28 protein-coding genes and 1 tRNA gene are annotated in these 26225 nt (G+C 39.2%); 20 read left to right on the top strand and 9 right to left on the bottom strand.

From position 1 onward, the window contains the following. The first annotated feature begins 28 nt into the window (after positions 1-28). The 4 genes from ESV85_RS09670 to ESV85_RS09655 all read left to right on the top strand — a co-directional run bounded on the left by ESV85_RS09670 (position 29) and on the right by ESV85_RS09655 (position 3119). Positions 29-370: a DUF6249 domain-containing protein gene (locus ESV85_RS09670; RefSeq protein ID WP_146916984.1), complete on the top strand. Its 342-nt coding sequence runs from the start codon at positions 29-31 to the stop codon at positions 368-370. Between the two features lie 114 nt (positions 371-484). Then, complete coding sequence (locus ESV85_RS09665) at positions 485-955, top strand: hypothetical protein (RefSeq protein WP_146916982.1); 471 nt, start codon at positions 485-487, stop codon at positions 953-955. After that, the gene (locus tag ESV85_RS09660; RefSeq protein ID WP_146916980.1) at positions 952-2394 is read left to right on the top strand and encodes a CCA tRNA nucleotidyltransferase; all 1443 of its coding nucleotides are present in this window, start codon (positions 952-954) and stop codon (positions 2392-2394) included. Before ESV85_RS09665 ends, ESV85_RS09660 begins: the two co-directional genes overlap by 4 nt. 20 nt (positions 2395-2414) lie before the next feature. Continuing rightward, a complete protein-coding gene (locus ESV85_RS09655; RefSeq protein ID WP_146916978.1) occupies positions 2415-3119 on the top strand; it encodes a tetratricopeptide repeat protein in 705 nt (234 codons plus the stop codon). A 233-nt stretch (positions 3120-3352) separates the two neighbouring features. Here ESV85_RS09655 and ESV85_RS09650 read toward each other — a convergent pair whose 3' ends face one another. After that, positions 3353-3757 carry a hypothetical protein gene (locus ESV85_RS09650; protein WP_146916976.1) on the bottom strand — a complete coding sequence of 135 codons (405 nt, stop codon included), beginning with the start codon at positions 3755-3757 and terminating at the stop codon, positions 3353-3355. A gap of 126 nt (positions 3758-3883) precedes the next feature. After that, a complete protein-coding gene (locus ESV85_RS09645; protein ID WP_146916974.1) occupies positions 3884-4660 on the bottom strand; it encodes a hypothetical protein in 777 nt (258 codons plus the stop codon). A 267-nt stretch (positions 4661-4927) separates the two neighbouring features. Here ESV85_RS09645 and ESV85_RS09640 point away from each other — a divergent pair, with 267 nt between their 5' ends. The 7 genes from ESV85_RS09640 to lepB all read left to right on the top strand — a co-directional run bounded on the left by ESV85_RS09640 (position 4928) and on the right by lepB (position 12831). Beyond that, entirely contained in the window at positions 4928-6544 is a 1617-nt protein-coding gene (locus ESV85_RS09640; RefSeq protein WP_146916972.1) for a CTP synthase, read from the top strand. Positions 6545-6585: 41 nt separating this feature from the next. Continuing rightward, positions 6586-8391, top strand: coding sequence for a membrane protein insertase YidC (gene yidC, locus ESV85_RS09635; RefSeq protein ID WP_146916970.1), 1806 nt, complete (start codon positions 6586-6588; stop codon positions 8389-8391). Between the two features lie 325 nt (positions 8392-8716). Then, entirely contained in the window at positions 8717-9499 is a 783-nt protein-coding gene (locus ESV85_RS09630; RefSeq protein WP_146916968.1) for a ParA family protein, read from the top strand. A gap of 3 nt (positions 9500-9502) precedes the next feature. Then, positions 9503-10414 (top strand): ParB/RepB/Spo0J family partition protein, encoded by a 912-nt coding sequence (locus ESV85_RS09625; protein ID WP_146916966.1) that lies wholly within the window; start codon positions 9503-9505, stop codon positions 10412-10414. A 2-nt stretch (positions 10415-10416) separates the two neighbouring features. Further along, positions 10417-11016: a DUF5683 domain-containing protein gene (locus ESV85_RS09620; RefSeq protein ID WP_223275961.1), complete on the top strand. Its 600-nt coding sequence runs from the start codon at positions 10417-10419 to the stop codon at positions 11014-11016. A gap of 3 nt (positions 11017-11019) precedes the next feature. Continuing rightward, positions 11020-11742 (top strand): 4-hydroxy-tetrahydrodipicolinate reductase, encoded by a 723-nt coding sequence (dapB, locus tag ESV85_RS09615; RefSeq protein ID WP_146916964.1) that lies wholly within the window; start codon positions 11020-11022, stop codon positions 11740-11742. Positions 11743-11757: 15 nt separating this feature from the next. Next, positions 11758-12831: a signal peptidase I gene (gene lepB / locus ESV85_RS09610; RefSeq protein WP_146916962.1), complete on the top strand. Its 1074-nt coding sequence runs from the start codon at positions 11758-11760 to the stop codon at positions 12829-12831. 179 nt (positions 12832-13010) lie between these two features. Here lepB and ung read toward each other — a convergent pair whose 3' ends face one another. Then, positions 13011-13673 (bottom strand): uracil-DNA glycosylase, encoded by a 663-nt coding sequence (gene ung, locus ESV85_RS09605; protein ID WP_146916960.1) that lies wholly within the window; start codon positions 13671-13673, stop codon positions 13011-13013. Positions 13674-13734: 61 nt separating this feature from the next. Between ung and apaG the strand changes: the two genes are divergently transcribed. Continuing rightward, a complete protein-coding gene (apaG, locus tag ESV85_RS09600) occupies positions 13735-14121 on the top strand; it encodes a Co2+/Mg2+ efflux protein ApaG (protein ID WP_146916959.1) in 387 nt (128 codons plus the stop codon). Further along, positions 14099-14902: an O-methyltransferase gene (locus ESV85_RS09595; RefSeq protein ID WP_223275960.1), complete on the top strand. Its 804-nt coding sequence runs from the start codon at positions 14099-14101 to the stop codon at positions 14900-14902. The genes apaG and ESV85_RS09595 overlap by 23 nt, the downstream gene beginning before the upstream one ends. Here ESV85_RS09595 and ESV85_RS09590 read toward each other — a convergent pair. Continuing rightward, positions 14891-15481 (bottom strand): methyltransferase, encoded by a 591-nt coding sequence (locus ESV85_RS09590; RefSeq protein ID WP_146916957.1) that lies wholly within the window; start codon positions 15479-15481, stop codon positions 14891-14893. The two genes, ESV85_RS09595 and ESV85_RS09590, sit on opposite strands and share 12 nt — an antisense overlap. A 24-nt stretch (positions 15482-15505) precedes the next feature. Here ESV85_RS09590 and ESV85_RS09585 point away from each other — a divergent pair, with 24 nt between their 5' ends. The 4 genes from ESV85_RS09585 to rplI all read left to right on the top strand — a co-directional run bounded on the left by ESV85_RS09585 (position 15506) and on the right by rplI (position 17834). After that, positions 15506-16435, top strand: a complete 930-nt coding sequence (locus ESV85_RS09585; protein WP_146916955.1) for a hypothetical protein — start codon at positions 15506-15508, stop codon at positions 16433-16435. 296 nt (positions 16436-16731) lie between these two features. After that, positions 16732-17103 carry a 30S ribosomal protein S6 gene (gene rpsF, locus ESV85_RS09580; protein ID WP_092898602.1) on the top strand — a complete coding sequence of 124 codons (372 nt, stop codon included), beginning with the start codon at positions 16732-16734 and terminating at the stop codon, positions 17101-17103. Next, positions 17100-17351 (top strand): 30S ribosomal protein S18, encoded by a 252-nt coding sequence (rpsR, locus tag ESV85_RS09575; protein WP_057937597.1) that lies wholly within the window; start codon positions 17100-17102, stop codon positions 17349-17351. The genes rpsF and rpsR overlap by 4 nt, the downstream gene beginning before the upstream one ends. Positions 17352-17390: 39 nt before the next feature. Next, positions 17391-17834 (top strand): 50S ribosomal protein L9, encoded by a 444-nt coding sequence (gene rplI / locus ESV85_RS09570; RefSeq protein ID WP_091695020.1) that lies wholly within the window; start codon positions 17391-17393, stop codon positions 17832-17834. A 56-nt stretch (positions 17835-17890) separates the two neighbouring features. Here the strand turns inward: rplI and ESV85_RS22715 are convergent, their stop codons facing one another. Further along, entirely contained in the window at positions 17891-18280 is a 390-nt protein-coding gene (locus ESV85_RS22715; protein WP_317130781.1) for a hypothetical protein, read from the bottom strand. A gap of 175 nt (positions 18281-18455) precedes the next feature. On the opposite strand from ESV85_RS22715, the gene ESV85_RS09560 reads away from it, so the two are divergent. Beyond that, a tRNA-Gln gene (locus tag ESV85_RS09560) sits at positions 18456-18528 on the top strand. Between the two features lie 68 nt (positions 18529-18596). Here ESV85_RS09560 and ESV85_RS09555 read toward each other — a convergent pair. The 4 genes from ESV85_RS09555 to ESV85_RS09540 form a co-directional block, all read right to left on the bottom strand. Next, positions 18597-19754 carry an aminotransferase class V-fold PLP-dependent enzyme gene (locus ESV85_RS09555; RefSeq protein WP_146916953.1) on the bottom strand — a complete coding sequence of 386 codons (1158 nt, stop codon included), beginning with the start codon at positions 19752-19754 and terminating at the stop codon, positions 18597-18599. A gap of 54 nt (positions 19755-19808) precedes the next feature. Next, positions 19809-20525 carry an EcsC family protein gene (locus tag ESV85_RS09550; RefSeq protein WP_146916951.1) on the bottom strand — a complete coding sequence of 239 codons (717 nt, stop codon included), beginning with the start codon at positions 20523-20525 and terminating at the stop codon, positions 19809-19811. Positions 20526-20599: 74 nt separating this feature from the next. Next, entirely contained in the window at positions 20600-21346 is a 747-nt protein-coding gene (locus ESV85_RS09545) for a hypothetical protein (RefSeq protein WP_146916949.1), read from the bottom strand. A gap of 221 nt (positions 21347-21567) precedes the next feature. Continuing rightward, positions 21568-24267, bottom strand: coding sequence for a M14 metallopeptidase family protein (locus tag ESV85_RS09540; protein WP_146916947.1), 2700 nt, complete (start codon positions 24265-24267; stop codon positions 21568-21570). A 386-nt stretch (positions 24268-24653) separates the two neighbouring features. Here ESV85_RS09540 and ESV85_RS09535 point away from each other — a divergent pair, with 386 nt between their 5' ends. Continuing rightward, on the top strand, positions 24654-25580 hold the full coding sequence (locus ESV85_RS09535) for a ribose-phosphate pyrophosphokinase (RefSeq protein WP_146916945.1): 927 nt from the start codon (positions 24654-24656) through the stop codon (positions 25578-25580). A gap of 25 nt (positions 25581-25605) precedes the next feature. Then, the gene (locus tag ESV85_RS09530; RefSeq protein ID WP_146916943.1) at positions 25606-26187 is read left to right on the top strand and encodes a 50S ribosomal protein L25/general stress protein Ctc; all 582 of its coding nucleotides are present in this window, start codon (positions 25606-25608) and stop codon (positions 26185-26187) included. The last annotated feature ends 38 nt before the right edge of the window (positions 26188-26225 follow it).

Genomic DNA, 26225 nt, shown 5'->3' with positions numbered 1-26225 from the left:
ACATCCAAGAAGAAAAAACAAACATACCATGGCAGAAACCATCCTAGTTACATTGATTATTTTCTCCAGTATTTTCGGAGTCATCTTCACATTCCTGAGCACCCGAAATAAGGAAAGACTCGCACTCATAGAAAATGGTGCTGACGCAAAACTCTTCAATTCTGGCAAAAAGTACAGCTTTGGCCAATTTATCCTAAACCTTGCACTTCTGGCAATCGGCGTTGGAATTGGCGTATTGGTTGGTGCAATGTTTAATAATGGAGGAATGGAAGAAGGAGTTGCCTTCACTTCTTGCATCTTTATTTTTGGAGGGATTGGCCTGATGGTTAGCTTTTTCTTGAACAGAAAACTTGATAAAGAGGATAACTAAACCTGTTTTTAATACCTACCAAAAGCCTTCCTTTTACGGGGAAGGCTTTTTTGCTTTTAGTCAAACGACCTTGCTCTCGAAATTCTGATTAATTTTGTCAAAAAATAAATCACCTTGGAGCATTCACAATTATTATCTGATTTTAGAGAAAAGGGCATTTTGCATCTAAAAGAAGGAAATGGAAAAGTAATCACTTTCATGAAACCAGCCCTCTGGAAGACTGAAATGGGTGAAGACTGGACATTTTTACTTTTTGATTTATTCCAAATCCGCACGATTTGCGAACCTTTCTCTGAAGTTTCGTTGGATATCGTAGAATATGCTAACAAACCTACTATCTACCATAGTCCGGCAAATAGAATCATTAAAGATGGGCCTATTGTAGACGGAGTACTAAAGTTTAGCCTGATTTTGGAGCCGAACTGGAACAAACTGTTATTTCAGATCTCCCAACCAGTCCTAGTAAAATTGGACACAAAAGAAGCAACTACTCACCAGACACCTATCTTATTTCCACTTTTGAGTCCAAGTACCAAAGAGATGTTTTTGGGACCAGATGGGGATGTAAAAATTATTAAAGGATGAATTTCAAATCGCATCTTGACGAATTCGATGTCTTCGGCAAAGTAGCAAAAGCTGCAGCCAATTTAGGTTTAGAAACCTATGTGGTTGGCGGATATGTGAGAGATTTGATTCTGAAAAGAGAAAAAAGCGGACAAAAAGATATTGACTTCACCTGTGTTGGGAGTGGAATAGAGCTTGCAAAAGAAGTTGCAAAGCAATATGATGAACATGTACCTCTTTCTGTTTTCAAAAATTTCGGTACAGCCATGCTGAAACTGGAGGATTGGGAATTGGAGTTTGTGGGTGCAAGAAAGGAATCATATCGAGCAGACTCGAGAAACCCAATCGTGGAGACAGGAACGCTACAGGAAGATTTGGAACGCAGAGACTTCACGATCAATGCCATGGCCATTTCGTTGAATGCAGCTGATTACGGCGAATTGCTAGATCCATTTGATGGGCTTGCAGATATCAAACAGAAATTGATTCGCACACCTCTTGAGCCTAATATTACATTTTCGGATGACCCTCTGCGTATGCTTCGTGCAGTACGATTTGCTGCTCAGCTGGATTTTGATATCGATGGAGATACTTTTCATGCCTTAAGCGAAAATGCACATCGATTGTCTATCATTTCAGCGGAGCGAATTATAGTGGAGTTAAACAAAATCATAGAGGTAAAAAAGCCTTCTTACGGCTTCAAATTGTTGTTTGCAGGCAAATTGCTTCATGAGTTTTTCCCGGAAATGGTTGAGTTGCAAGGAGTGGATTCTGTGGATGACAAATCCCATAAGGACAATTTCTACCACACATTGCAGGTGCTAGACAATGTCTGTCTGATGAGTGATAACCTTTGGCTACGATGGGCGGCAATTTTGCACGATATAGCGAAACCAGCTACCAAACGCTTTAATAAGAAGGTCGGCTGGACTTTTCATGGTCATGAAGACAAAGGAGCACGTATGACTCCGGGGATTTTCCGAAGGATGAAACTTCCTATGGATGATCGCATGAAATATGTGCAAAAACTCGTCAAACTGCACCTTCGGCCAATTGCGCTAGTGAAAGATGAGGTGACAGATTCAGCTATGCGACGACTGTTGTTTGAGACAGGAGATGATATAGATGATCTGATGAAACTTTGTCGTGCCGATGTGACTTCTAAGAACAACAAGAAAGTAAAGCGATACCTAGAAAATTTCGATAAAGTAGCCCAAAAGTTGATCGAAGTAGAAGAGAAAGATCAGGTCAGAAATTTCCAACCCCCTATTTCTGGCGAGGAAATCATGGAAATATTTGGTCTGGAACCCTCAAAAATCGTCGGAGATATTAAAGAAGAAATTAAAGAAGCTATATTGGAGGGCAAAATTCATAACAATCCCCAACAGGCTCGCGAATTAATGCTAGAAATAGCCAAAGCAAAAGGCTTGACTTTAGTTAGCAATCCCCCTAAATCATAAACAATTAAAATTAATAACAAATGAAGCGCGTTTTATTCATGCTGCTTATGGCCTTTTGCGCCAGCACAACCATTGCACAAACTGCAGACTCTGTAGCCAGACTCGACCCAAAACTTAAGAAAACATTAAACAATTCAGATCAGGCAGCTTATCAGTTGGCTTTGCGCTACAATGACATTGCGGCTGCCAAAACTTTCTTGTATAATCTGATCGTGAGAAATCCTGATGATTTACGCTACGTAGAATTGTTGGGCACGGTGTATTATGAAGCTGGCCAGGCGATGTCTGCAGCATTAGTTTCCATGGACGTTCTAGAAGTCAATGACAAAAGTGTCACATCTCTAGAGATCGCTGCCTACTCATTGGAGCAGGTCGGTGCACTGGAGAAATCTCTGCCTTATTTTGAAAGTTTATATTTACTTGGCGGTGATAATTTCAGCCTTTATAAGTCTGCCTTTATCCAATATAGCCTAAAGAAATACCAGGAGGCTATGAATTCTGTGAATATGCTTGTGAAAAATGCTAAGCCAGATGAGAAAGTAGGATTCCCAAAATCAGAGACAGAAAATCAAGAAGTATCTATAAAAGCTGCTGCATTGAATCTAAAAGGAATGATCTACTTGGATCAAGGTTCCAAAGTTGAGGCTAAAGCGGCTTTTGAAGAAGCATTATCACTGGATCCAGATTTTGGTTTAGTTAAGGAAAACCTTGCTAAGACAAATTGATTAGCTTTTTCTAGCTATTGAAAGCAAAAATTCAATATAATGTGCCCCCATCAGACAAGTACTAATGGGGGCATTTCTATGAGTATTAGTTGATCAGTTCACTATGGGCAAAACTAATCCCAGCTCTCTGTAAACAAGCTTAAGAAGCACCTAACTGGATAGAACCTTAGATCAGCATCAAACAAAAAAGGCAACCATTACGGTTGCCTTTTTTGTTTATCAAGGAAGAGAGATTAACCTCTTAACCAGTTGATGAATGTTTGGTATCCAACTCCTATTTCTCTTGCAAATGCAGCTTTTGTTTTCTTACCAGCAGCTTCTACTTTTTTCCACTCTTCTACAATCTTGCTCTTCTCAGCGTCGCTGAATGTTCTTCTTTTAGAAGTCTTCGTAGCAGCACTACTTCCAGTAACAAGTGAGATCAATTCATTTAATTCATTAAGGAATCTACCGTCATTCAAATGAAGACCTGCAGCTTCTAATTTCTTAATTACTTGATCTTTTGGATTTACAGGAGTAACTGCTATTCCTTTTGAAGCAGCTTCATGTAAATCGATCTTGTTTCCATCTGAAGTTACATAAATAAAACCATCACCTTTTTTAAGATCAGCAATAGCTTCTTTGATTAAATCTCTCATATTTTTTTACTTGTTAATAATAGTTTCATTAATAATCCTGCAATATATAGAAATATTAAACTCCGAATAAAATATTTTGTTCGAAAAAATATTTTTTAACATAAAAAAACCATCCTAGCTAATCTTCTAATTATCAGAATAATTTTCTATCCAATGCTGAATTAAATTATTTGAATTGTACTTTTTCATCAAGGAATGAAAATAATTTTTCTCTAAACGTCTATTAACATATGTTGTAATACATTTTTCTAGGTTTATATCTGATTGCAAGCTTTCCATTAATTGTTCAATACTATTGAAAAAAGGAATATTATTAGCTAGTATCTTCTTTTGAAATTCATAGGATGATTCAAATTCATATGCAATATTTTCAGACATTAAATAGGAATATTTTGATACACCATTCTCTTCCACACTAAATAATAGAATGGATTCTTCAGAATTTCTCAGCCAAGCAATTTCTTCAAAACCATCATTAAGTTGAATATCGTCAAAAAGCGACTGAACCATAAATAAAACAAAGGATTTCCAAGAATCATGAAATTCAGGTAGAATATCATTAGCAACTTCACCTCTATCTTTAGTGTAATTCACTAACATTTGAATACCTGCAGACTTGCAATGACCCAATAATTCCACCCATCGATCATCGGGAAAATTTAACATAGGCCAGTAGCATAATAAAGTCTTTCTATCGACGACCAATGCCTCAAATAAATCAGAATATACTATGTTTATCACATCAACATTGTCTTCAAATTTTGTCCAATCAATTTGTGCGAACAATTCAAATGGATCCAATATAAAAGCTTCTTTTTCATCAAGTTCAAGCCGACTCCAATCAATTGTTTTTTGATCTAGCGTGCGATCTATCAAAACAACTTTTCTATTTAAATGTCTCATATTTATTCATGTTTAATAGTTACAAATCGAAATGTGGGAACCTATTTAATTTGGTCAATAAATTCAAAACCCAACAATTAAAACTACCTTAATTCAATTTGAATTACTAATATTTGACACATATTGTCGCAATATACTTTTGTGTCTCGGAGCAATAAATATGAGAAAAGTGATCTATCTCATGTTCAAAAAGTCATTAATCGGGATTTTTTCCATAATTTTGAGCCCCATAAGAATCCAAACAAATTTCCAATCTCCCCCATTCTTATGGCTTCAAGCACCAAATACATATTTATTACCGGAGGAGTTACTTCCTCTCTCGGCAAAGGCATCATAGCAGCCTCATTAGGCAAGTTGCTCCAGGCCAGAGGCTTCAAAGTGACCATCCAAAAGTTTGACCCTTATCTGAATATCGATCCAGGAACTCTAAATCCATATGAACATGGTGAATGCTATGTGACTGATGACGGAGCTGAGACCGATCTGGATCTTGGGCATTATGAGCGATTTTTGAATATCCCTACTTCTCAAGACAATAACATCACAACTGGTAGAATCTACAATAATGTGATTACTAAGGAGCGTAAAGGCGAATTTCTTGGAAAGACTGTTCAGGTCATCCCTCACATTACAGACGAAATCAAAGCTAATTTTTACAAGCTAGGTGAAGACGGGAAATATGACGTAATAATCACCGAAATCGGTGGTTGTGTAGGTGATATTGAATCCCTTCCCTTCATTGAAGCAGTAAGACAAGCTAAATGGGATCTTGGTCCAAATCGATTTTTGGTAATTCATCTTACTCTGATTCCTTACCTCAAAGCTGCCAAAGAATTAAAAACCAAGCCAACTCAGCACTCTGTCAAACAATTGCTAGAAGCAGGTATTCAGCCAGATATCTTAGTTTGTCGTACAGAATATCATTTGCCTGCTGACGTAAAGAAGAAGCTTGCCCTTTTCTGTAACGTTCAGCTGAACAATGTGATCGAAGCAATGGATGCTGACTCGATCTACGATGTGCCGCTTTTAATGAAAAAGGAAAAGCTGGACGAGCGAGTGATGACTAAGCTGAAGCTTACGTCCAAAGAAAATACTGATCTGGAAAATTGGAAAGATTTCCTCGGGAAACTTAAAAATCCAACTCAAGAAGTGACTATCGGTCTGGTAGGTAAATACGTTTCCTTACCAGATGCTTATAAATCAATTATTGAGTCATTCACACATGCAGGTGCATCGATTGAGTGTGATGTTAATCTTCGATTGATATCATCAGAAGAAATTAATCCTGATAACATCGTTCACAAGCTCGAAGACCTAGACGGAATTGTCGTAGCTCCAGGATTTGGTGAGCGAGGTTTTGAGGGAAAAATTGAAACGGTGAAATATGCAAGAGAAAACAATATTCCATTTCTTGGAATTTGTCTTGGCATGCAGGTAGCAGTAATCGAATACGCCAGAAACGTAGTCAATTTGAAATATGCAAATAGTACGGAGATGGATCCAAATACGCCTACTCCAGTAATCGGATTGATGGAAGAGCAAAAAAATATTGACCAAATGGGCGGAACTATGCGTCTAGGTTCGTATGCTTGCGACCTCAAAAAAGGTAGTAAGGCGTTCCAGGCTTATGGAAAATCTAAAATCCAAGAAAGACACCGTCATAGATATGAGTTTAACAACGAATATCTAGCCATTATGGAAGAGCATGGCATGATCGCTACAGGGAAAAATCCAGAAACAGGCTTAGTGGAAATTGTGGAAATCAAAAACCACCCATGGTTTGTTGGTGTGCAATTCCACCCAGAATATAAAAGTACCGTACTCACTCCTCAGCCACTATTCGTGAAATTCATCCAGGCGGCTGTGGACAAAAAAATTAAATAAAACTCCCCGAAGCTACTTTATCGGGTTTACGATTAATCTTTATGGACAGAAATCAAGCAACAGGTTTGATCCTTTTTGCAGCAGTCATCCTGGTCTACTCGTTTTTCTTTGCGAGCGCACCGGAGATACCTGAGGTGGAGACAGCAACTACCACTCAAACAGAATCGGTTCAATCTAATGCCGCAAACCAACCAGCGTTAACAGAAACTAATTCTGAAAACGACAGCACAATGGATGCAGCAAGACTTGCCAAATACGGTGTTTTAGCATCCATGACTGTAGGAGAAGAAAAAGTTCTTACACTTGAAAACGATTTAATTCAAGTAAAAATCTCTTCTAAAGGAGCTCAAGTCAAAGAGGTAATTCTAAAGGAATATAAAAGCTGGGAAATGAAGCCCCTGGAACTCTTCAATGAAGAAAGTTCTAATATGGACTACATCATCGAAAGCAAAAATGGACCATTAGACCTGAATGACCTTTATTTCACTTCTTCAGTGGAAAATGGTCAAAATGGAGATAGCGTAAAAACTCAAACACTTACGTTAAAGTCTGGCAGTGAGAGTGGTCAAATCATTCAGACCTACACCCTAGCGGATGGCAGTTATCAAGTAAAGAAATCCTTTGAGATAGATCGCTACCAAGGTGTTTTCACAGGCAATGCTCTGGCACTAACCTGGGAAGACAAAGTGATCGCTCAGGAGATGAACCTAGCGGAATCCAGAAGACAGGCTAGACTGAACTACTATACCACTTCAGGTTCTTTTGATAACCTAGGAGCTGGCAATGATTTGGAGCAAGAGACTATTGCAGAACCAGTAAAATGGATAAGCTTTAGTCAGAGATTCTTCACGGCAGCGATGATTGCTGATACAGACTTCCAAAATGTATCCATCACTCAAAGTACTCCAGAAGATAGCGCTATTGTGCGGACAATGGCAACCAGCCTATCTATTCCTCTTCAGGACGGTAAAGCTGGATTCACGTACTATTTCGGCCCAGATAAGTATAAGACTTTGAAAAAAGTCACTGATGGCTTTGAAGACAATGTGGACATGGGATACTTCTTCGTCAGCTGGGTGAATAAGTATATCATCGTAAATCTCTTTGCATTCCTAGAGAAGTTCTTCACCAACTATGGTGTTATCATTATCATCATAGTATTCCTGATCAAACTTGCACTCTTCCCACTGACCTACAAGTCATACATAGGAATGGCAAAAATGAGGGTAATCAAGCCTGAGATCGATGAGTTAAAAGAGAAATATGGTGATGATGCTACCAAGATGCAGCAAGAGCAAATGAAGTTGTTCTCCAAGCTTGGTGTGAGTCCTATCTCGGGATGTCTACCGATGGTGCTTCAGATGCCATTCTTGTTTGCGATGTTCTTTTTCTTCCCAAATGCGATCGAACTTCGTCAGGAATCTTTCCTTTGGGCAACTGACCTTTCTACCTACGATACCTTTTTCAATCTGCCATTCACGATCCCTTTCTATGGATCTCACGTGAGTATGTTTACGTTGTTGATGACTGTGTCTCAGATTATCTACACACACTTCAACAACCAACTGACTACGGCTACTGGACCAATGAAAAACTTGGGTTACATCATGCCTGTCATGTTTATGTTCATTTTGAACTCTTACCCAGCAGGATTGAGCTTCTATTATTTCGTATCCAACATGGTGACATTTGGCCAGCAAGCCCTGATTAAACTATTCGTGGATGACGAGAAAATACGAGCAAAAGTGGAAGAGAGCAAATTGAAAAATGTGGATAAAAAGAAATCGAAATTCCAGCAGAAACTGGAAAATGCTATGAAAGCAGCAGATAATACTCGTAAAAAATAATTCAAAAGGAGTCCACATCGGGCTCCTTTTTTTGCATTGATATTTTCTTGAAGAGTGTAATTTATCCCAAGATCAATCGTTCCCCTTAACTAGAATTAAGAATTGAGCGATTTAGAAATTATTCTCCTTTTAAAAGACCTATGTAGCAGGCTTGAATTTATTTAATACACTGTTTATCATAAACTTATAACATAATAACAATATAGATTATCGCCAAAACCCTGATTTTAGGTCATTTTGAAAATGCTAAAAAAAGCGGAGAGATCAGCCGGAAAAGAATTCATTTTGCTTAATATTGAGATTAAATTACTCTTCAAATAACACCATGGGAAAAATCATTGCCATAGCCAATCAAAAAGGCGGAGTAGGCAAAACTACCACAGCGATGAACCTGGCGGCTAGTTTAGCTGTCCTGGAATTTAAGACCCTGGTGATTGACGCTGATCCACAGGCTAATACAACCTCCGGGCTAGGTCATGATCCCAAATCCGTCAACACGAGTATTTACGAGTGTATGGTGGATGGAATTGATGTAAAAGAGATTATTCACAAAACTGATCTGGAGTATCTTGATTTGGTACCTTCTCATATTGACTTAGTAGGTGCTGAAGTGGAAATGATCAATTTGGATAACCGCGAAGAGAAGATGAAAGAGGTTATTAGTGATATTAAAGAGCTATATGATTTCATCATCATCGATTGCTCTCCATCACTAGGATTAATCACTATCAATGCGCTTACCGCAGCCAATTCAGTAATCATCCCTGTTCAGTGCGAATACTTTGCATTAGAAGGCTTAGGCAAATTACTGAATACCATAAAAATCATTCAGACCAGATTGAATCCTGATTTGGAAATCGAAGGTATCTTGCTTACCATGTACGATGTAAGACTCCGACTCTCTAATCAAGTCGTAGAAGAAGTTCGGCTACATTTCAAAAACATGGTTTTCGACACCATCATACCTCGCAACGTGAGGCTCAGTGAGGCTCCTAGTTTTGGTCTACCAGCTATTTCCTTCGATGCAGATGGAAAAGGTGCAGTAGCTTATCTAAATCTTGCTGGTGAAATCGCGCAGAAAAACGACCTGCAAAAAGTGACCAAATAAACTATGTCAGACCAGAAACCGAATAGAAAAAAAAGTGTCTTGGGAAGAGGTCTTGGAGCTCTGCTAGAAGACAGCCCTGCAAAACACAAATCTGAGGACATATTACCTGAGGTCGTTAAAACCGGGATTTTTGAAATTCCACTTGATCAAATTCAGGTCAATCCTTTTCAGCCTAGGCTTCACTTCGACAAGGACGCTCTAGCTGAACTTGCAGAATCTATCACGGTTCAAGGAATCATTCAGCCTATCACCGTCAGAAAACTCGATACGGATGAATATCAACTAATCTCTGGTGAACGTAGATTCCAAGCTTCCAAAATTGCGGGTTTAACTCGAATCCCTGCATACGTTCGTACGGCCAATGATCAGCAAATGCTGGAAATGGCACTGATCGAAAACATTCAACGGGAAAATCTAAATGCGCTTGAAATTGCACAATCTTATCAGAGATTACTTACTGAGTGTGACCTAAAACAAGAAGAATTAGGAGACAGAGTAGGGAAAAACAGAACTACTGTAAATAACTACTTACGACTTCTAAAGCTCCCTCCTACCATCCAAAGTGCTATCCGGGATCAGCAGCTGTCTATGGGACATGCCCGAGCTTTGATCAATATTGAAGATGTAGATAAGCAACTCGCCATTTTCAAGAAAGCGGTAGAGGAAGAATTAAGTGTTCGTAAAGTAGAAGCTCTAGTTAAGGCTTTGAATGAAGGAACACCTGAGAAACCTTCCAAACCAGAATTAGATCCAGTAAGGAAATATGAGATCAATAAGCTCCAGCAGCAATTGGCCTCTCATTTTGGAACCAAAGTCGCATTGAAGTCAAATCCCAAAAACAAAGGCGAAATTAAAATCCCATTTAATTCTGCATCAGATTTGAATCGAATTCTTGAAATCTTGGAAATCATCTAACCTTGAAGCTCCCAGTTTCTCATATCAAATTCAATATAAAAGCCCCGCTGATTTTAGTGGGACTTTTGCTTTTCTGTTTTAGTCTGAGCACCGTATCCCTTGCTCAAGAAAAAGAAAGCCCAGCACCTCCAAAACCTAAAGTAAAGCCTGATTATTCTTCACTGCCTAAGAATCCTCGAAAAGCCACCATTCTCTCGGCGATTTTACCTGGAGCAGGGCAAGTTTATAACGGAAAATCCTGGAAAGTCCCTTTAATTTATGGGGGATTCATTACCGATATTTACTTTATAAATTATAATAATCGCCTCTATAATGTGTTCAAACAAGCACTTTCAGACTTCGATGATGAATTAACAACAGATTTCCCAAGCTTGAACCGTGATGGACTAGTGCGAAATGTAAACTATTGGAGAAAAAACCGTGATCTATGCTTCCTGCTATTAGGAGGCATTTATGCACTGAATTTAATAGATGCCAATGTGGATGCACACCTCTCCGGATTTGATGTTTCTGATGATATCTCATTGAAATTTGAACCACATTACGAAAGATTCTCTTCCAATAATACCTCAGTTGGACTTTCTTTAAAACTCAATTTTTAACTAATGAATATTTTACTTCTAGGCTACGGAAAAATGGGACAGCTGATTGGTCAGCTTTCAGAATCCCGTGGTCATACAATAGCTGCAAAAATCAACATTGACAACCGAGATGAGTTGGATTCACTCGATCCAGCTACTATAGATGTGGCGATTGAATTCAGCCAGCCTGAAGCTGCTGTAGAAAACATTAAATGGGCTATTGAGCGAGGCATCCCTATTGTATCTGGTACAACTGGATGGCTAGACCATAAAGCAGAAATCGAACGACTAACGCTTGATAAGAATGGTGCATTTTTCTATGCTTCCAATTACAGTATCGGTGTCAACATCTTTTTCAAAGTCAATGAATTCCTTGCCAAGCTTATGAATGAAACTACTGGCTACAAAAGTTCTGTAGAAGAGATTCATCATACTGCTAAAAAAGACGCTCCTTCAGGGACTGCGATCACTTTGGCCGAAGGCATAATCAAAAATATAAACGTACTGAACAACTGGAACCTGTCCGAAGGAGTGAACGAAAATGAACAATCGCTACCTATCACTTCTAAACGTATAGACCCAGCTCCAGGAACGCATATCATTCGCTATTCATCTGAAATAGACGATATTGAAATCTCGCATACCGCACACAGCAGACAGGGCTTCGCACTTGGCGCAATTTTAGTCTCTGAGTGGATTCAAGGTAAGAAAGGCGTGCTTTCCATGGATGATTTTCTATCTTTCTGAACTTAAAAACCAATCATGAGTAAGTCAACCAAAAAAAAATCAGCCGCCAGAGAATGGGGTGATGCCTTGATTTTTGCAGTAGTAGCCGCCAGTTTGATCCGTTGGCTTCTTCTAGAACCATTTACAATCCCCACTGCCTCAATGGAGAAATCACTTTTAGTGGGGGATTTTCTTTTCGTAAGTAAAATGCATTATGGAACGAGGTTTCCAATGACACCTTTGCAAGTTCCTCTTACCCATCAGAAAGTCTGGGGTACAGAGATACCATCCTATTCAGATGCTATTCAGCTTCCCTATTACAGACTTCCTGGTTTCTCAGATGTTCAGAGAAATGATGTAGTAGTATTCAACTACCCTGTTGAATTCCAATACCCAACTGATCTTAAAACCAATTACATCAAACGAGCTGTTGGCATTTCCGGAGATGTAATAGAAGTACGAAATGGAGATGCTTATATCAACAATGAGCTTGCAGAAAAACCTGCAGAGATGCAGTATTCATACGATGTGATTACTAACAGACCACTTACGGAAGATTTCTTTAAAGATTATGACATTAATCCTGACAGTCACATTTCGTTCACTGATGGCTCAGGCTACTTGGTTTTCGCTACTGAAGAGGTCATCAATAGATTAGAATCCTCCCCAGTAGTTACTTCCGTCATTAAACGTATCGAGAAAAGTAAAGGAGATTCACTTATTTTCCCAGATGGACTTGCGCTAGGCTGGAACCGTGATCATTTCGGACCCCTTCAGATTCCTGCTAAGGACTGGACAATACAAATGACCGCGGATAATGTATTGAAATACAGTTCAACAATTATGAATTATGAAGGCCTCGAAAATGTAGAAGCCAAAGACGGTCAACTCTTCATCGATGGTCAAAAAGTAGAAAGCTATACTTTCAAACAGAATTATTACTTCATGATGGGAGACAATCGACACGATTCTCTGGATTCACGTTATTGGGGATTTGTGCCGGAAGATCACATTGTAGGTAAAGCTTGGTTCCTGTGGCTTTCCCTGGATAAGCATGAATCGATGTTCAGCAAAATTCGATGGAGTAGAATATTTAGCGGAATAAATTAAGCATTAAGCCCTGATCATCTCAGGGCTTTTTTTTACCACTAATATTCAAGGCGGTTTCTGCTAAAACCTAGTTTTACTATAGTAATTCTTACCTATCGTCTTTGAAACTATACTAAAACTCTCTTCTAAGAAAAAAAAACTGAGCTGATCACTGCGACTGAAAAACTGAATACTTGCTCTTACCAGTCAATCGGCTTTATCCCATTTGCTATTAAATACTCATTGGCTTTTGAAAAGTGCTTGCACCCAAAAAAACCACGGTAAGAAGAAAGTGGGCTGGGGTGTGGCGCTTTCAATATCAAATGTTTGTTAGCATCGATTAGAATAGATTTCTTTTGAGCGTATGCTCCCCAAAGAAAGAACACGACATGTTCTCGCTGATCACTTATCGCGCGAATCACCTCATCGGTAAACTCCTCCCAGCCTTTTTTCTGATGAGACCCAGCTTGATGTGCTCGAACTGTTAGTGTCGCATTCAATAGAAACACACCTTGGTCTGCCCATCTGGTAAGATCTCCATTAAGTGGCAAAGGCTTTCCTAAGTCAGATTCTATTTCCTTGAAAATATTGGAAAGACTTGGAGGAAAAGGCACCCCCGGCCTTACTGAAAAAGCTAAACCATGGGCTTGCCCTAAGCCATGATAAGGATCTTGACCTAGAATAACCACTTTCACAGAATATATTGGACAATGGTTAAATGCATTAAATATTTCTTTCGTAGGAGGGAAAACCTTTACGGTGGTATATTCGTCTTCTACAAACGCAAATAGGCTTTCAACAAACCTTTGCCCAAACACTTGATTCAAAGCTATTTTCCAACTTGGATCGATTTTAACTTCCATTAGAATTTGGTGATATTTAACTATAAATTGTATATTTGCTAGCTATGAAATTGTTTAATATATGGTAACTACAGTCACTTCAGGTATTCAAGTCAGTGTAGAAGTCACCTATCAGGCAGAATTCTCCAGTCCACATCAGCATCATTTTGTATTTACCTACAAGGTAACTATTGAAAACAAAAGCAACCAAACTGTTCAGTTAATGGGCAGAAGATGGGAAATCTCTGATGCTGCAGAAATCAAAAAAATTGTTGAAGGAGATGGTGTCGTTGGACAACAACCTGTATTGGAACCAGGTGAATCGCATAGCTACGTATCTGGTTGCAATTTGAAATCTGGTCTGGGTAAGATGAAAGGAGTATACTTCATGGAAAAATTGGTTGATGGAAGTAAATTCGAGGTAGTAATACCAGAATTCCAGATGATTGCCAATTACTTCTACAATTGAGTTGCAAAACAAAGTTTATCCGCTCCTTACCTATCTAAGTTACTGGCTAAAGAAAGAGGACAAATACTCACTTCAGTCTCCCCTACTTTACAATACTCATCAAAATCTTTTCAGATTTATTCAAGCTAGAAAAGAAGTAGATCTGGACGTAGAAATCTACAGAAAAGAGCTTCTTTCTTCCGAGGAGGTAATTGATGTGGAGGATTTTGGAGCAGGGTCTAAAAGTGTCAATGCTGCTAAAAGACGAGTTGCTGATATTACAAAATTCAGCACCAGTAACAGGAAATTCGCACAACTCTATCAGTTTTTCTGCTCATTAACTGCTGCCAATACAGTGCTCGAACTAGGCACTTGTATGGGGATCAGTAGCAGGTATCTTTCCAAAGTCACCCAAGGTCAAATTTATTCTTTTGAAGGCTCGGAAGAAATAGCCAGAGTTGCAAAGCCAGTTGATGGATATGAAAATCTTACAATTATTGTGGGTGAACTATCCGAAACACTCCCCAACGCTTTAGAACCCTTGCACCAAGTAGACTTTGTGCTGATAGATGCAACCCACACGTTCGAAGGGACACTACGCTATTTTGAGCTACTACTTACGAAAATCCACCCTAAGTCCATCATTGCCATAGGCGACATTCATTGGTCGCGAGAAATGGAAATGGCATGGGAAGAAATAAAATGCAAACCAGAAGTCAAACTCAGTTTAGATTTCTATGAATGCGGTATTGTGTTCTTTGACTATCCAGGAGAAAAAACAGAGTATATACTAGATTTTTGAATTTTCGAGGATCATAAACACCTCTGATCCTAATCGCTCAGGAACAGAATTGTAACAGGGAGCTAGAACTTTGATATCGAAGTATTTTTCAAATAGCTTTCTATATTCTGTTGATTTCCCTCCAAAAGGCGGACCTTCAAAGTCAAATTCTCGATCAAACCAAATACCAACCAATTTAGCTCCTGGTTTTAGCAGCTCTTTCATTTTGATTAAATAATCCTCTCTGAGATTTGGGTTGAGTGCACAGAAGAATGTCTGTTCCAAAATTAAATCATAGGAACCGTTATGTTCAAAGAAATTCTGATGATGAATATGCTCAACAGGAAAATCAGGATTCAATGAAGCAAATCTCTTTAACGGCTCTTCGGATATATCGAGCAGATGGACATTAGTGAATCCAGATTGCATAGCGGAAGAAGCTTCATAGCCCGAGCCAGCACCAGGGATCAAGACTTGGATGCCATTATTTTTAATTTGGTCTAAATATTGCACAAGTGGTGGAGAGGCATATCCTATATCCCAACCGGTTTTGCCTGTAGAATACCTTTGGGTCCAATAATTTTTGTCTAAAAAAGCCATTATATAGCCTTATCTGAATAAATCATGAATACGGAATTTGAAAAAACCTCGCCTGAAAAGAAAGACCAAGGTAAAAACATTATCATTATTGTTTTGGTACTCTTGGTAATAATAAGCGGAATCAAATTGTACACTGACTATGTAGATCGAACCAAAAAATCAGAAGAGATTCTTCTTCTTTCTACAGAAAACAATGACCTGAACAAGCGGCTTGACTCTGTGACTTATCAGTTAGATCTAAGAATACTAGAAATAGAGAAACTTGGCGGTGATGTGAAGTCGCTCGAAGAAGTACGTGATCAATTAATCGCGGAAAGAAATACATCGAGACAGAGAAGTTCTTCAGAAATAGTTGCCTTAAATGAGAAAATCAAGAGTTACAATGGTATGATAGTACAGAAAGACCAGGAGATACTTGAATTACGGGCTATGAATCAGCAACTTTTCACAGAGAATCAGGATCTAAAAACCACTCAAGCAGAGATTGAAGAAGAAGTAGCTCAACTGAATATCCAAAAAGAAGATCTTCAAGCTAAAGTTAATGTGGCTTCTATGCTGAAGGCTGAAAACATTGAAATCTCAGCTGTAAATTCTAAAGGTAAAGAACGTGTTGAAACTACGAAAGACTTCAGAAACAGACAGATTGAACGCATCAAAGTGAGTTTCAATCTTGCTGACAATAAAGTCGCGGAGAAAGGGCCTAGAAATATCTATGTGCAGGTATTGGCACCCAATGCTCAGCCAATATTTGATGTAGCTAAGGGATCAGGAACTTTTATGATGGATGGAGCAGAGAAATTCTACACTGTAAAACAAGATGTGATTTTTGACAATACAGAGCAGGAACTCACTTTCTTCTACGAAAAGGGCACGGATTACACTTCTGGCATACATCAGGTCAAAATTTTTGTCGACAATTACGAAGTCGGTTCTAAGACTTTCACTGTAAAATAATCAAAGCCTCCTTCGGGAGGCTTTTTCATGAAGGCCCGTTATTTTTAGCTAAGGCAGTCACAGAAATGGGCCAAGAGAGAGCAATTGAAAAATTATCTATCAATTATCTCAGGGCAATACAAACAATTACGTTACACCTCAGCCAATCCAACAGCACTTTCATTGCTTATATAGGAGTCATGTACTTGAATCTTTTCTATTTCCCTTACTTTTGACTTAGCTATTCATTTGGAATACAGTGAGATTTCCCCTACTTTTGCATCCTGTTTATTAAATTCCTTAAACACATTAAAAAAATGTTCCAAAGAAATTACGAGACGGTATTCATTTTAACTCCCGTTTTATCTGATGTTCAGATAAAGGATACTGTCGACAAGTTTGTGAACTTGTTAAAAGAACTGGGGGCAGACGTTATTAATGTGGAAAATTGGGGTCTTAAGAAAATGGCTTATGCTATTGAGAAAAAGACTACAGGTTTCTACGTTATGGTTGAATTCAAGGCCGATCCTACGCTTATCCGCAAATTCGAAGTAGAACTTCGAAGAGACGAGAAAGTGATGAGATTCTTGACTACTGTTTTGGATAAGCATTCAATTGTTTATGCCGAAAGAAGAAGAAAAGGAGAGTTTAACAAAAAAGTTGAAGCTAAGGAGGAAGCCACCAAATGACATTAGTTAACGAGCCAATCAATAGAGGCGAAATCAGAAAAAAGTATTGCCGATTCAAGAAGCACGGCATTAAGTACATTGACTACAAGGATCCTAATTTCTTGTTGAAGTTCGTCAATGAGCAAGGTAAAATTCTTCCAAGAAGACTTACTGGTAACTCTGCGAAATTTCAGAGAAAAGTGGCCCAGGCCATCAAAAAAGCAAGACATTTGGCTTTGTTGCCATTCGTAACCGATGGGTTGAAATAATTCGGTCTTGTATCGTCCAATCACAAAAGATCATTACAAATGGAAATCATACTAAAAACAGACATCAAAGGTCTTGGCTATAAGAATGACTTGGTAGCTGTAAAGCCAGGGTACGGAAGAAATTACCTGATTCCTCAGGGTTTCGCAGTACTTGCAACTGGCTCTAACAAGAAAATTCTTGCTGAGAATATCAAGCAAGCTGCTCACAAAGCAGAAAAGATTAAAACTGAAGCTCAGAATATCGCTGAAAAACTTGAAGCTCTAACACTAGAGATCAAAGCGAAAATCGGTGAATCAGGTAAAATCTTCGGTAAAGTAACTACTCTTCAGATTGCTGACGCATTGGCAGCTCAAGGTATCGACATCGACAGAAAGAAAATCTCTATCAATACGCCAGTTGATGGTGCTGGAGAATTTGCTGCAGAAGTTGACCTTCATAGAGAAGTGAAAACTAACGTTAAATTCAACGTGTCAGGAGAGTAATTCTTCCGCACTGATAAAAATAAAAAACCCCGATAAATTCGGGGTTTTTTTTGTGCTTAACTCAATGCTTTTTCAAAGCTTTCTACCAATTTCTTAGAAACAGCCTTGCTGTTCTTTTCTCTAGCTTCTTTGAAAAATGCTAGAGCCTCTTGCCCTTTTTGGATCACACCTACAGGGTTCTGATCATTTTGGAAACTTACCCAGCACCAAGAAAGCTCTGCCGCTAAGGTTTCACCAGATTTTAACTTTACTAATTTCTGCACCACTTCAGGTACAGTTTTTTCTAATTTCTCAACTTGCATAACGAATAATGGTTTAGTAGCTTTTTCTGTATTTTTTGACAAAAATGAACATATATTTCCAATTACGCAATATAACCTCCTCACTGTTAACAGAATCACAATTTTAAGACGTTCAATTCCTATTATCGCAAATAGAAATTTCATTTTAAGTTAACTTGTATAGCATATACCCACAGTCTAAAAGACCAATATTTTCAGCTGATTCAAAGGCAATTAGCTAAAAAACACAAAAATCTTTAAATACTGGTTTGGAAAAAAAGAAGCAAGACTCTACCTTTGTGACACTTTAAAGGAGAGGAGTTATATCTCCCTACTGAACTGGCTTATGGTGTAACTGGCAACACGTCTGATTTTGGTTCAGAAGAGTCCAGGTTCGAGCCCTGGTAAGCCAACTAAAAAAGTAAAAAAGACCGCTGAATCAGCGGTCTTTTTTTATGCCTATCTTTTATCGACTTAGAAGTTATTCTACGAACCTACTAGACTCTAATACCTGAATCAACTTATCAATGTCTTCGGCAGTATTAAATACATTCACAGAAATACGCAACTTGCCTCCACGATTGGACACTGAAATCTTGTTCATCTGTAGGTTATTTCTCAATAGCTCTGTATCAATGTCCTCAGGCAATTTCAAACCAAAAAGGTGATGTGAGGTATACTGCTCGTCCTCAAGTACTACATCTCTGCTTTTTAGATAGCTATAAAGAGGAATTGTAAGCTCTTGACAATAGCTCTCTATCTCGGGCACTGTCCATTCATTGATCTGCTTCAAGGACTCATTCAGCATAGGCAAAAGGATGAAATTGCTCATCTCACCCACATTGTAGCGACCAGAATCCTCGGTGTACTCATGATCGTATTTGGTCAGGTTCCCAAAATCCTGAGAATTGGTACGATTCAACCAAGATTCCTCCAGAGGCTTTCCGTTGTCGAACGCATGACCGAAATAGGAAATCCCCATCCCATATGGTCCAAGCAGCCATTTGTAACTCGCACAAATCAGTGCATCAATCTTAAAGCGTTTCACGTCCATCTGAGCCGCGCCAGTAGATTGAGTGCCGTCCACTATAAAAATCGCTCCTACCGTCTTACATTTTTGTCCTATGCTCTCCAGATCGAACTTCAATCCATTCATCCAGTGCACAGAGGACATCAACACCACAGCAGTCTCTGAAGTGATACTTTCCAGTAAGTTCTTGTTCCAGCTTTCTCCGAGGGTCTCAGCCTCTTTATTGGGCCCGACTACTTTAAGCAGCGCCTGATTTTCGTCGCACCAAGTTTTCAGAGAAAAATACCCGCTTGGAAACTCATCTTCCAAAACGATCGCATGCTGGCCTGGTTCACAGGAAATATTTCGTAGGGCTATAGCAAAGCCATATGAACTCGAGGGAATCAATGCTACTTGAAAAGGATCACAATTTACCAACTCAGCAAATCGCCCCTTGACCTCTTTGGCGGTGGTGAAAAAGTCTTCGGGTGCAATACTAGTTGGGTTTCTATCCCGTATAAGCGCTCCAATAGCAGCTTGCTCAGCCGATTTCATAAGCGGCCCCTTATATCCACAATTGAGGTAATGAATAGCTGGATCGAGGCTAAAAAGGTGTTTTTGAGATTCCATAGATGTTGAATTAATTCGTTTTTTGAAATGCAACAGTTCCGACTTAGCGGCTTATCACTCTAACACACGTAATCTATAAGCGTTCATTGCGTATTTCCCAAGATGCTCTGTCAAGCGATAATTTGCAATCGCCCCGACTCCTGCTCCTACGATTGGAATCAGTTGAGCCAGTTTCGCTAGATCTATGTAATCTCTATAGTCCAATTGAAAAGTTTTCCAATCAAACTCCTTGAGGTCACTGGGCAAAGTGCCCCTAAATTCCTCCCAATTTTCCACAAGTCCGATCAGATCATTGCGTCTTTGCTGAGAGGAAAAACTAAGTTGAAAAACATATAGTAGAAATAGTCGCTCATGGAAATCCTTGGTATCAAAACCATAAAGTGCGGCGATATCAAAAAGCATTTTCATTTTAATCGTCAGAAAAGCAGGGAAATCTGCAAAGCCTAAAAGAATTCCACCTGCACCCGTGACTGCACCCTCCACAGAAGCGGTATTTCGATACCACTTAATTCTACTTCTCACTTTGAATTCTCGCTGCTTGAATGACAGACTTTCATGTGGCTTTGGGACAATCCAGCTAGAACCTGTAAGGACAACTTTGACCATATGCTCAATAGCAGTCGTCACCACCGTGTGGACTTTTTCAGGAATCCAGCTATTGATTTTATTCTGGACACCATGAGTGATTCTCCCTCCTAGACTTGGCTTTTTCTTCATTCTATACTGCCAAAGCGCGAGTTCAGCATGGGCATAATGTAAATAAGAGTCCATAAAATCAAATTAATTAACTTTTCTGTCTAACGGATTTTTGAGTAATAGTTACTAAGATCTAACTCTTTGATGGATCATTCATCAAAGCCTGGTCTAATAAATTGAGCATAATTTGGAACCAAGTCAGCCAACAAATTTCTGGATTTCTCCAAGAGGACCAACAAGCTCAAAATTGAATCCTGCTCCGATCTTAATGCATCTAGCAATATTCTCCAAGCTTGCATACTTCGCTCAATCGAGATCATCGCAATCTTTGCTGATCCGTTATAGCTTTTTTCAGATTCCGGGTACTCTTCCCAAAAGTCATCAGAAATATCGTTGAGCACTCTTTTAGATTTTACATGGATAAAAAATAAATACCATCGAATCACTTCAAGCCCCTCCTCAATTTTAGCACCTTGTATCTGAGCCTCAGAAAGATCCATCAACCCAAGATTTACTTGCTGAGTTAATTCTTCCAGATAGTCTTTGACATTAGATGAGTCAAGCCAATCTTTACCCTCAAATAAATATTTATTAGTAATCACACTCAATGGATGTTCATCTAGTAATTTATCCGCCCGAGACAAAGAAGTATCATTCTTACTTTCTTCAATAATGTTGTCAATATCAATCCCATTCTCCTCTGCCATTAAACGAAGCATCTCTAAAGTCTCCTTGAAATTCTGGGATAAAGCATTCCAAAAATCCTCAGGATCTTTCAAATCTCTTTCTTCCTCCTTTTCAAAAACTCTGCATCTCGCTGTAAATGAACAGCGTTCACACCAGCGATCGCACCAATTGTGTATTCCTGAAATAAAAATTGAATCGTCGTTATTCATGGATCAATGAAAAAAGGTGAGGGATATGAATACGTTTAAGTTAAAAAAGATTTGTGAAATAAAGTACTCTAAGAAGGCACAGTCCATAGAGACTGAGAAGAAGGAAATGCAAATATATTGTGCTCTCAGCAACAGCCTGCGTGTCTACTTTGGTGAAAGAATAATAACCATAAAAAAAACCGCCTCTCTCAAGGCGGTTTTCAATAATCAGAACATGATTCTTATTTATACAATCCATTAAATAGCATCTTAAACGTGCCATGGGACTGAGCTCTGAAGGTTATCTCTGGTCCAAAAGCATAGAACTTACCTTTGCCCATTTGAGCTTCGAAGGCTGTAACGCCATTTTTCAAATAAGACTGTCCCCATGCCCATCCACTTCTTAGTGGCTCCTCTTCTCCAAACCAAGCAATTGGCTTCACTCCTTTATTTGCCGCTGAAGGTGACAATTTGAATACTGGGCTTCTATTGAACATGATGTATGCACTTTCACCCATACCATAATTCATCGGCACAGAACTATCTACCTGCATTTCCAACACTGAGCCTGGCACATAGTATTTCTCACCGCTAAGTGATTTGGCTTTACCGTTTTCATCTATTTCAACTAGGGCATCTTCTACTGGCAAACCGAAGTGATAGGCTAGATCAGTGGCTGAACCTACAGAAATCACCTTTCCACCTTTCTCTATGAAAGATTTCAACTCCGGCACAGACTTCTCAACACTAAAGTCCCCCAACATATGGTGATATTTCTCGTCGATTTCTTCAGGTTTGGGCTGAGATCTAGAAAATCCTGCTGCGCCCACAGAAGGAATCCCTGAGCTGATAAATAGTAACACATCATACTTCTCATTCAAGTTGCCCGCGTCAATCTCTTCAGGGAATACCAATTGGTATTCAAAGTGAAATTGCTCCATCACCCAGCGAACCCAGCCTGAAGGCATAGAGCCACCATAGTAATCATACAAACCGATTCTAGCTGGCTGGATTAAGGTTGCTCCCTTTGGCATAGCTGCCGGCACTGGATATACTCCATATTCCTTGGCAGCCAGTTCCAATTCTTTTTTACCTCCACTTACGTAGAATGAACCAACTGGTAGCCCATCCACTGAATTATTGGTTCTATAAACTTTCACTTTTGCTTTCAGCAAATCATTCACTGCCATAAAGCTGTTATTATTTCTAGCATCAAGTAAATAACCTGATCCATTTGCAAGTGACTTAGAGGGAGATGACTGAATTTCTCCGTAAGGAATTCTCTCGAAAGGGCCTTCAAAACTTTCATATTGCTTATCCACTTCCACTCCCATTTGCAAAGCCAAGGTCCAGCCAGCAGCATCATATGGACGGATAGGAGGACCGCCTGGATATAGGAAATCATTTGGGTGATCTTGTGGCTCAAACATATCTATTACATGCGGACGAAATGCTTGTGCGGTTTTCACGATGAAAGAATTTACCGGATAGGTTTTGCCATTGACCGTGAATTCAGCGGTTGCTTTCTCTACCAAAATCCCTGACTTGATCAACGCATTCATAAACTTCACTGCAGTAGGAAAATCTGGTTGATCTGCGGAAAGGATATAACCACGAGGATCTCTATTCGCTGGCGCGTTGTAGATAGAATCGTAGAGCTCAGCTGGAATTCCGCCTCTTGATCTCTCGCCACCTCTACTTTTATCTGATGCCTTGAAAGCATCTTCTACAGCTTGAGCATATTTAGGATACATAGTCACATTATCCTGACTTCCTTTCTCAATGGACTTTCTCCCCATCAAGTAAATATTGTATAGCAACTCATCACCATGTCTCACTGCATGATTGAAAATCGCATAGTTTAATGACACAGAGTAATCAATTGATCTACGGAAAGGCCATTCTTGTGGAGCTACTGGATATGGCGTTCCATTGTTTGGAATCAAACGGTCTGGAACCAAAGGCACACTGTACGGAGTAGGGTTACCAATGATCTCTGTAAGAATCCCAATAATATTATGGTAGTAAGGAGTCGTTCTAAGCCCACCGTTCCACCAGGTAGAGAATACAGAACCATCCAATCTGGTATAGCCTGGCTTATCTTCTGTATGCATTCTATTGATCATTGCTGCACCTACAGCATCTAGACTAGTGATGATCAGCGGATCAAACACATGATTAAATGGATCTCTATAAGGAGGGCCAGCCACCACAGTGCCTGCTGGAGCTGTCTGATGGTGATTGTAAATAATCTGCGGAATCCACTCTACATATTGCTGAAGAGACATGTTTGCAGCTTCGCTCATATTATTCATGTAGAAATCACGGTTGTTATCGTGCCCTACGTACTTCTGGTATAGAATCGGGATATTTTGATCACGTTTTGTAGAATCTTCCTTTCTCATATACCAATCTGACATGATTTCCATCCCATCAGGATTAGCATGTACAAGCAAGATGATCACGTCGTCAAGAATTTTCAACGTCTCCGCATCATCTCTTGAAGCCAGTTGGTAAAGTGTTTCAATCAGCTGATGTGGGCCTACTACTTCATTTGCATGCAAACCTCCATCAACCCATACGACAGGCTTACCTTCTATCGATAGCTTCTCAGCTTCTTCTCTGGTAATCTCAGCATGGGCAAGCTTCTGCGAAATTTCTCTGTACTGTTCTAGCTTCGCGAAATTAGCAGGAGCTGTCACGATCATCATAGGCTGAGATCTACCGTACTCGGTTTTACCGATTTCTACCATGCTCACTCGGTCACTCGCATCAGCTACTTTTTTGAAGTATGCTTCTGTCTGGGAGAAATTGGCAAGTTTATAATCATCGCCAATATCAAAGCCAAAATGTGATTTTGGCGTAGGTACATTTTGCGCAAAAGAGCCAAAAGAAAAGGCAAAAATCAGCGCTAGAAAAGTAAATCGTAATCTCATAAACATTCGGGTTGGTTTATAATCTGTTATTTCACTTCCAAAATAACATGAAAAAAGCAGCTACTCTTGATCGAGAGCCTGTAATCTTGAAATTTTACAGGACTGGAAAAAAAAGGCAATAAGCTTATTAATAATAGAAACAATCAACCCCCTATGCCCCTCTAAAATTGTGGTTAATCTATTTGTGACGCGAGGATCAACCAACAGTCATCCTATAATAAGTGATTGAAAACTGAATCTTTTACCCCAGTAATTAAAAAATGAGCCTAATAGTATCAAAAGTCAAAATTATCTTCCGATTCAATTTCAAACACCTTAGCCATCCATTCAAAAATTATTACTTTTGATCTTAAGTCCTTTCCATACCTTTCCCGAAAAAAAAACTACTAACCATGTCCGAGGTTAAAATATTTTCAGGCACTAACAGCCAATCACTTGCCGAGAAAGTCGCTAAAAACTATGGCAAAAAGCTAGGCGATCTTACGTTGTCTAAATTTAGTGACGGCGAATTATCTCCCAGTTTCAATGAATCCATCAGAGGTTGCACCGTCTTTTTGGTACAAAGCACTACACCTCCAAGTGACAACCTTTTGGAACTTTGCCTGATGATAGACGCTGCCAAAAGAGCAAGTGCATATAAAGTTTGCGCTGTCATTCCTTATTTCGGATACGCTAGGCAAGACAGGAAAGATAGACCGCGAGTATCCATCGCTGCTAAGGCTATCGCCAATATGATCACCTCTGCAGGCGCAGACAGAATCATGACATGTGACCTACATGCAGGACAAATTCAAGGTTTTTTCGATATACCTTTGGATCATTTGAATGGATCAGCTATTTTTGTGCCCTATTTGAATTCGCTAAGGCTTCCAAATATGATTTTTGCGTCTCCGGACGTAGGAGGAGTAGCTAGAGCCAGAGCATACGCTAAGCATTTTGAAGTAGAAATGGTGGTCTGTGATAAGCACAGAAAAAGAGCCAACGAGATTGCATCAATGCAAGTAATCGGGGATGTAGAGGGTAAGGATGTAATTCTTGTGGATGATTTGGTAGATACAGCAGGCACGCTCTGCAAAGCTGCTCAAATCGTCATGGAAAAAGGAGCTACTTCAGTAAGAGCTATTGCAACGCATGGCGTTCTTTCTGGTAAAGCTTATGAAAACATCGAAAACTCAGTTTTAGAAGAATTGGTAATTACAGACACCATCTCTCCAAAACAGCAATCATCCAAAATCAAAGTATTGACAGTAGCTGACCTGTTCGCAAAGGCAATTCACGCCGTGACAGGGAACACTTCTATCAGTTCTTTATTTATTTAAAAAAACCAATTTAATAAAATACAATATGAAATATCTTGAGATTATAGGGTTTAAAAGAGCAAATCTCGACAGTGCCAGTCTTTCTGAATTGAGAGAATCAGGTAATGTTCCCTGTGTGGTTTACGGACCAGGTATCAAAGAGCAGATTCACTTCTACACTCCTATTATCCTTTTCAGAGAATTGATTTATACTCCTGAAGTTCACATGGTTGAGTTGAACATCGAAGGAACTATCATCAAAGCAGTATTGAAAGATGCGCAGTTCCACCCGGTAAGTGAGGCTATTCTCCACGCTGACTTTGTAGCTTTTGCTGATGATAAGCCGATCAAATTCGAAATCCCTGTGAAAGTTGTTGGTAGTTCTCCAGGCCTTGCAAAAGGTGGTAAACTAGAATTGAAAACTAGAGTATTGAAAGTAAAAGGTCTTGCAAAAGACTTCCCTGACGTTATTCCTGTTGATATTTCTAACCTTGACTTGGGTAAATCTTTTAAAGTAGAAGATGTACAAGTAGAAGGATTTGAAGTTTTGACAAGCCCAAGTGTTTCTATCGTGACTATTGGTATTCCAAGAGCACTTAGAGGCAAGAAAGGCGGAGACGAAGAATAGATTCAGTCTCATATTCATTCAAAATCCTGCCCATAACT

Source organism: Algoriphagus aquimarinus (genome assembly GCF_007997215.1).
Taxonomy (GTDB): Bacteria; Bacteroidota; Bacteroidia; order Cytophagales; family Cyclobacteriaceae; genus Algoriphagus; species Algoriphagus aquimarinus_A.
The sequence above is the reverse complement of the archived record's forward strand: the minus strand, read 5'-3'. Positions and strand labels throughout refer to the sequence as shown.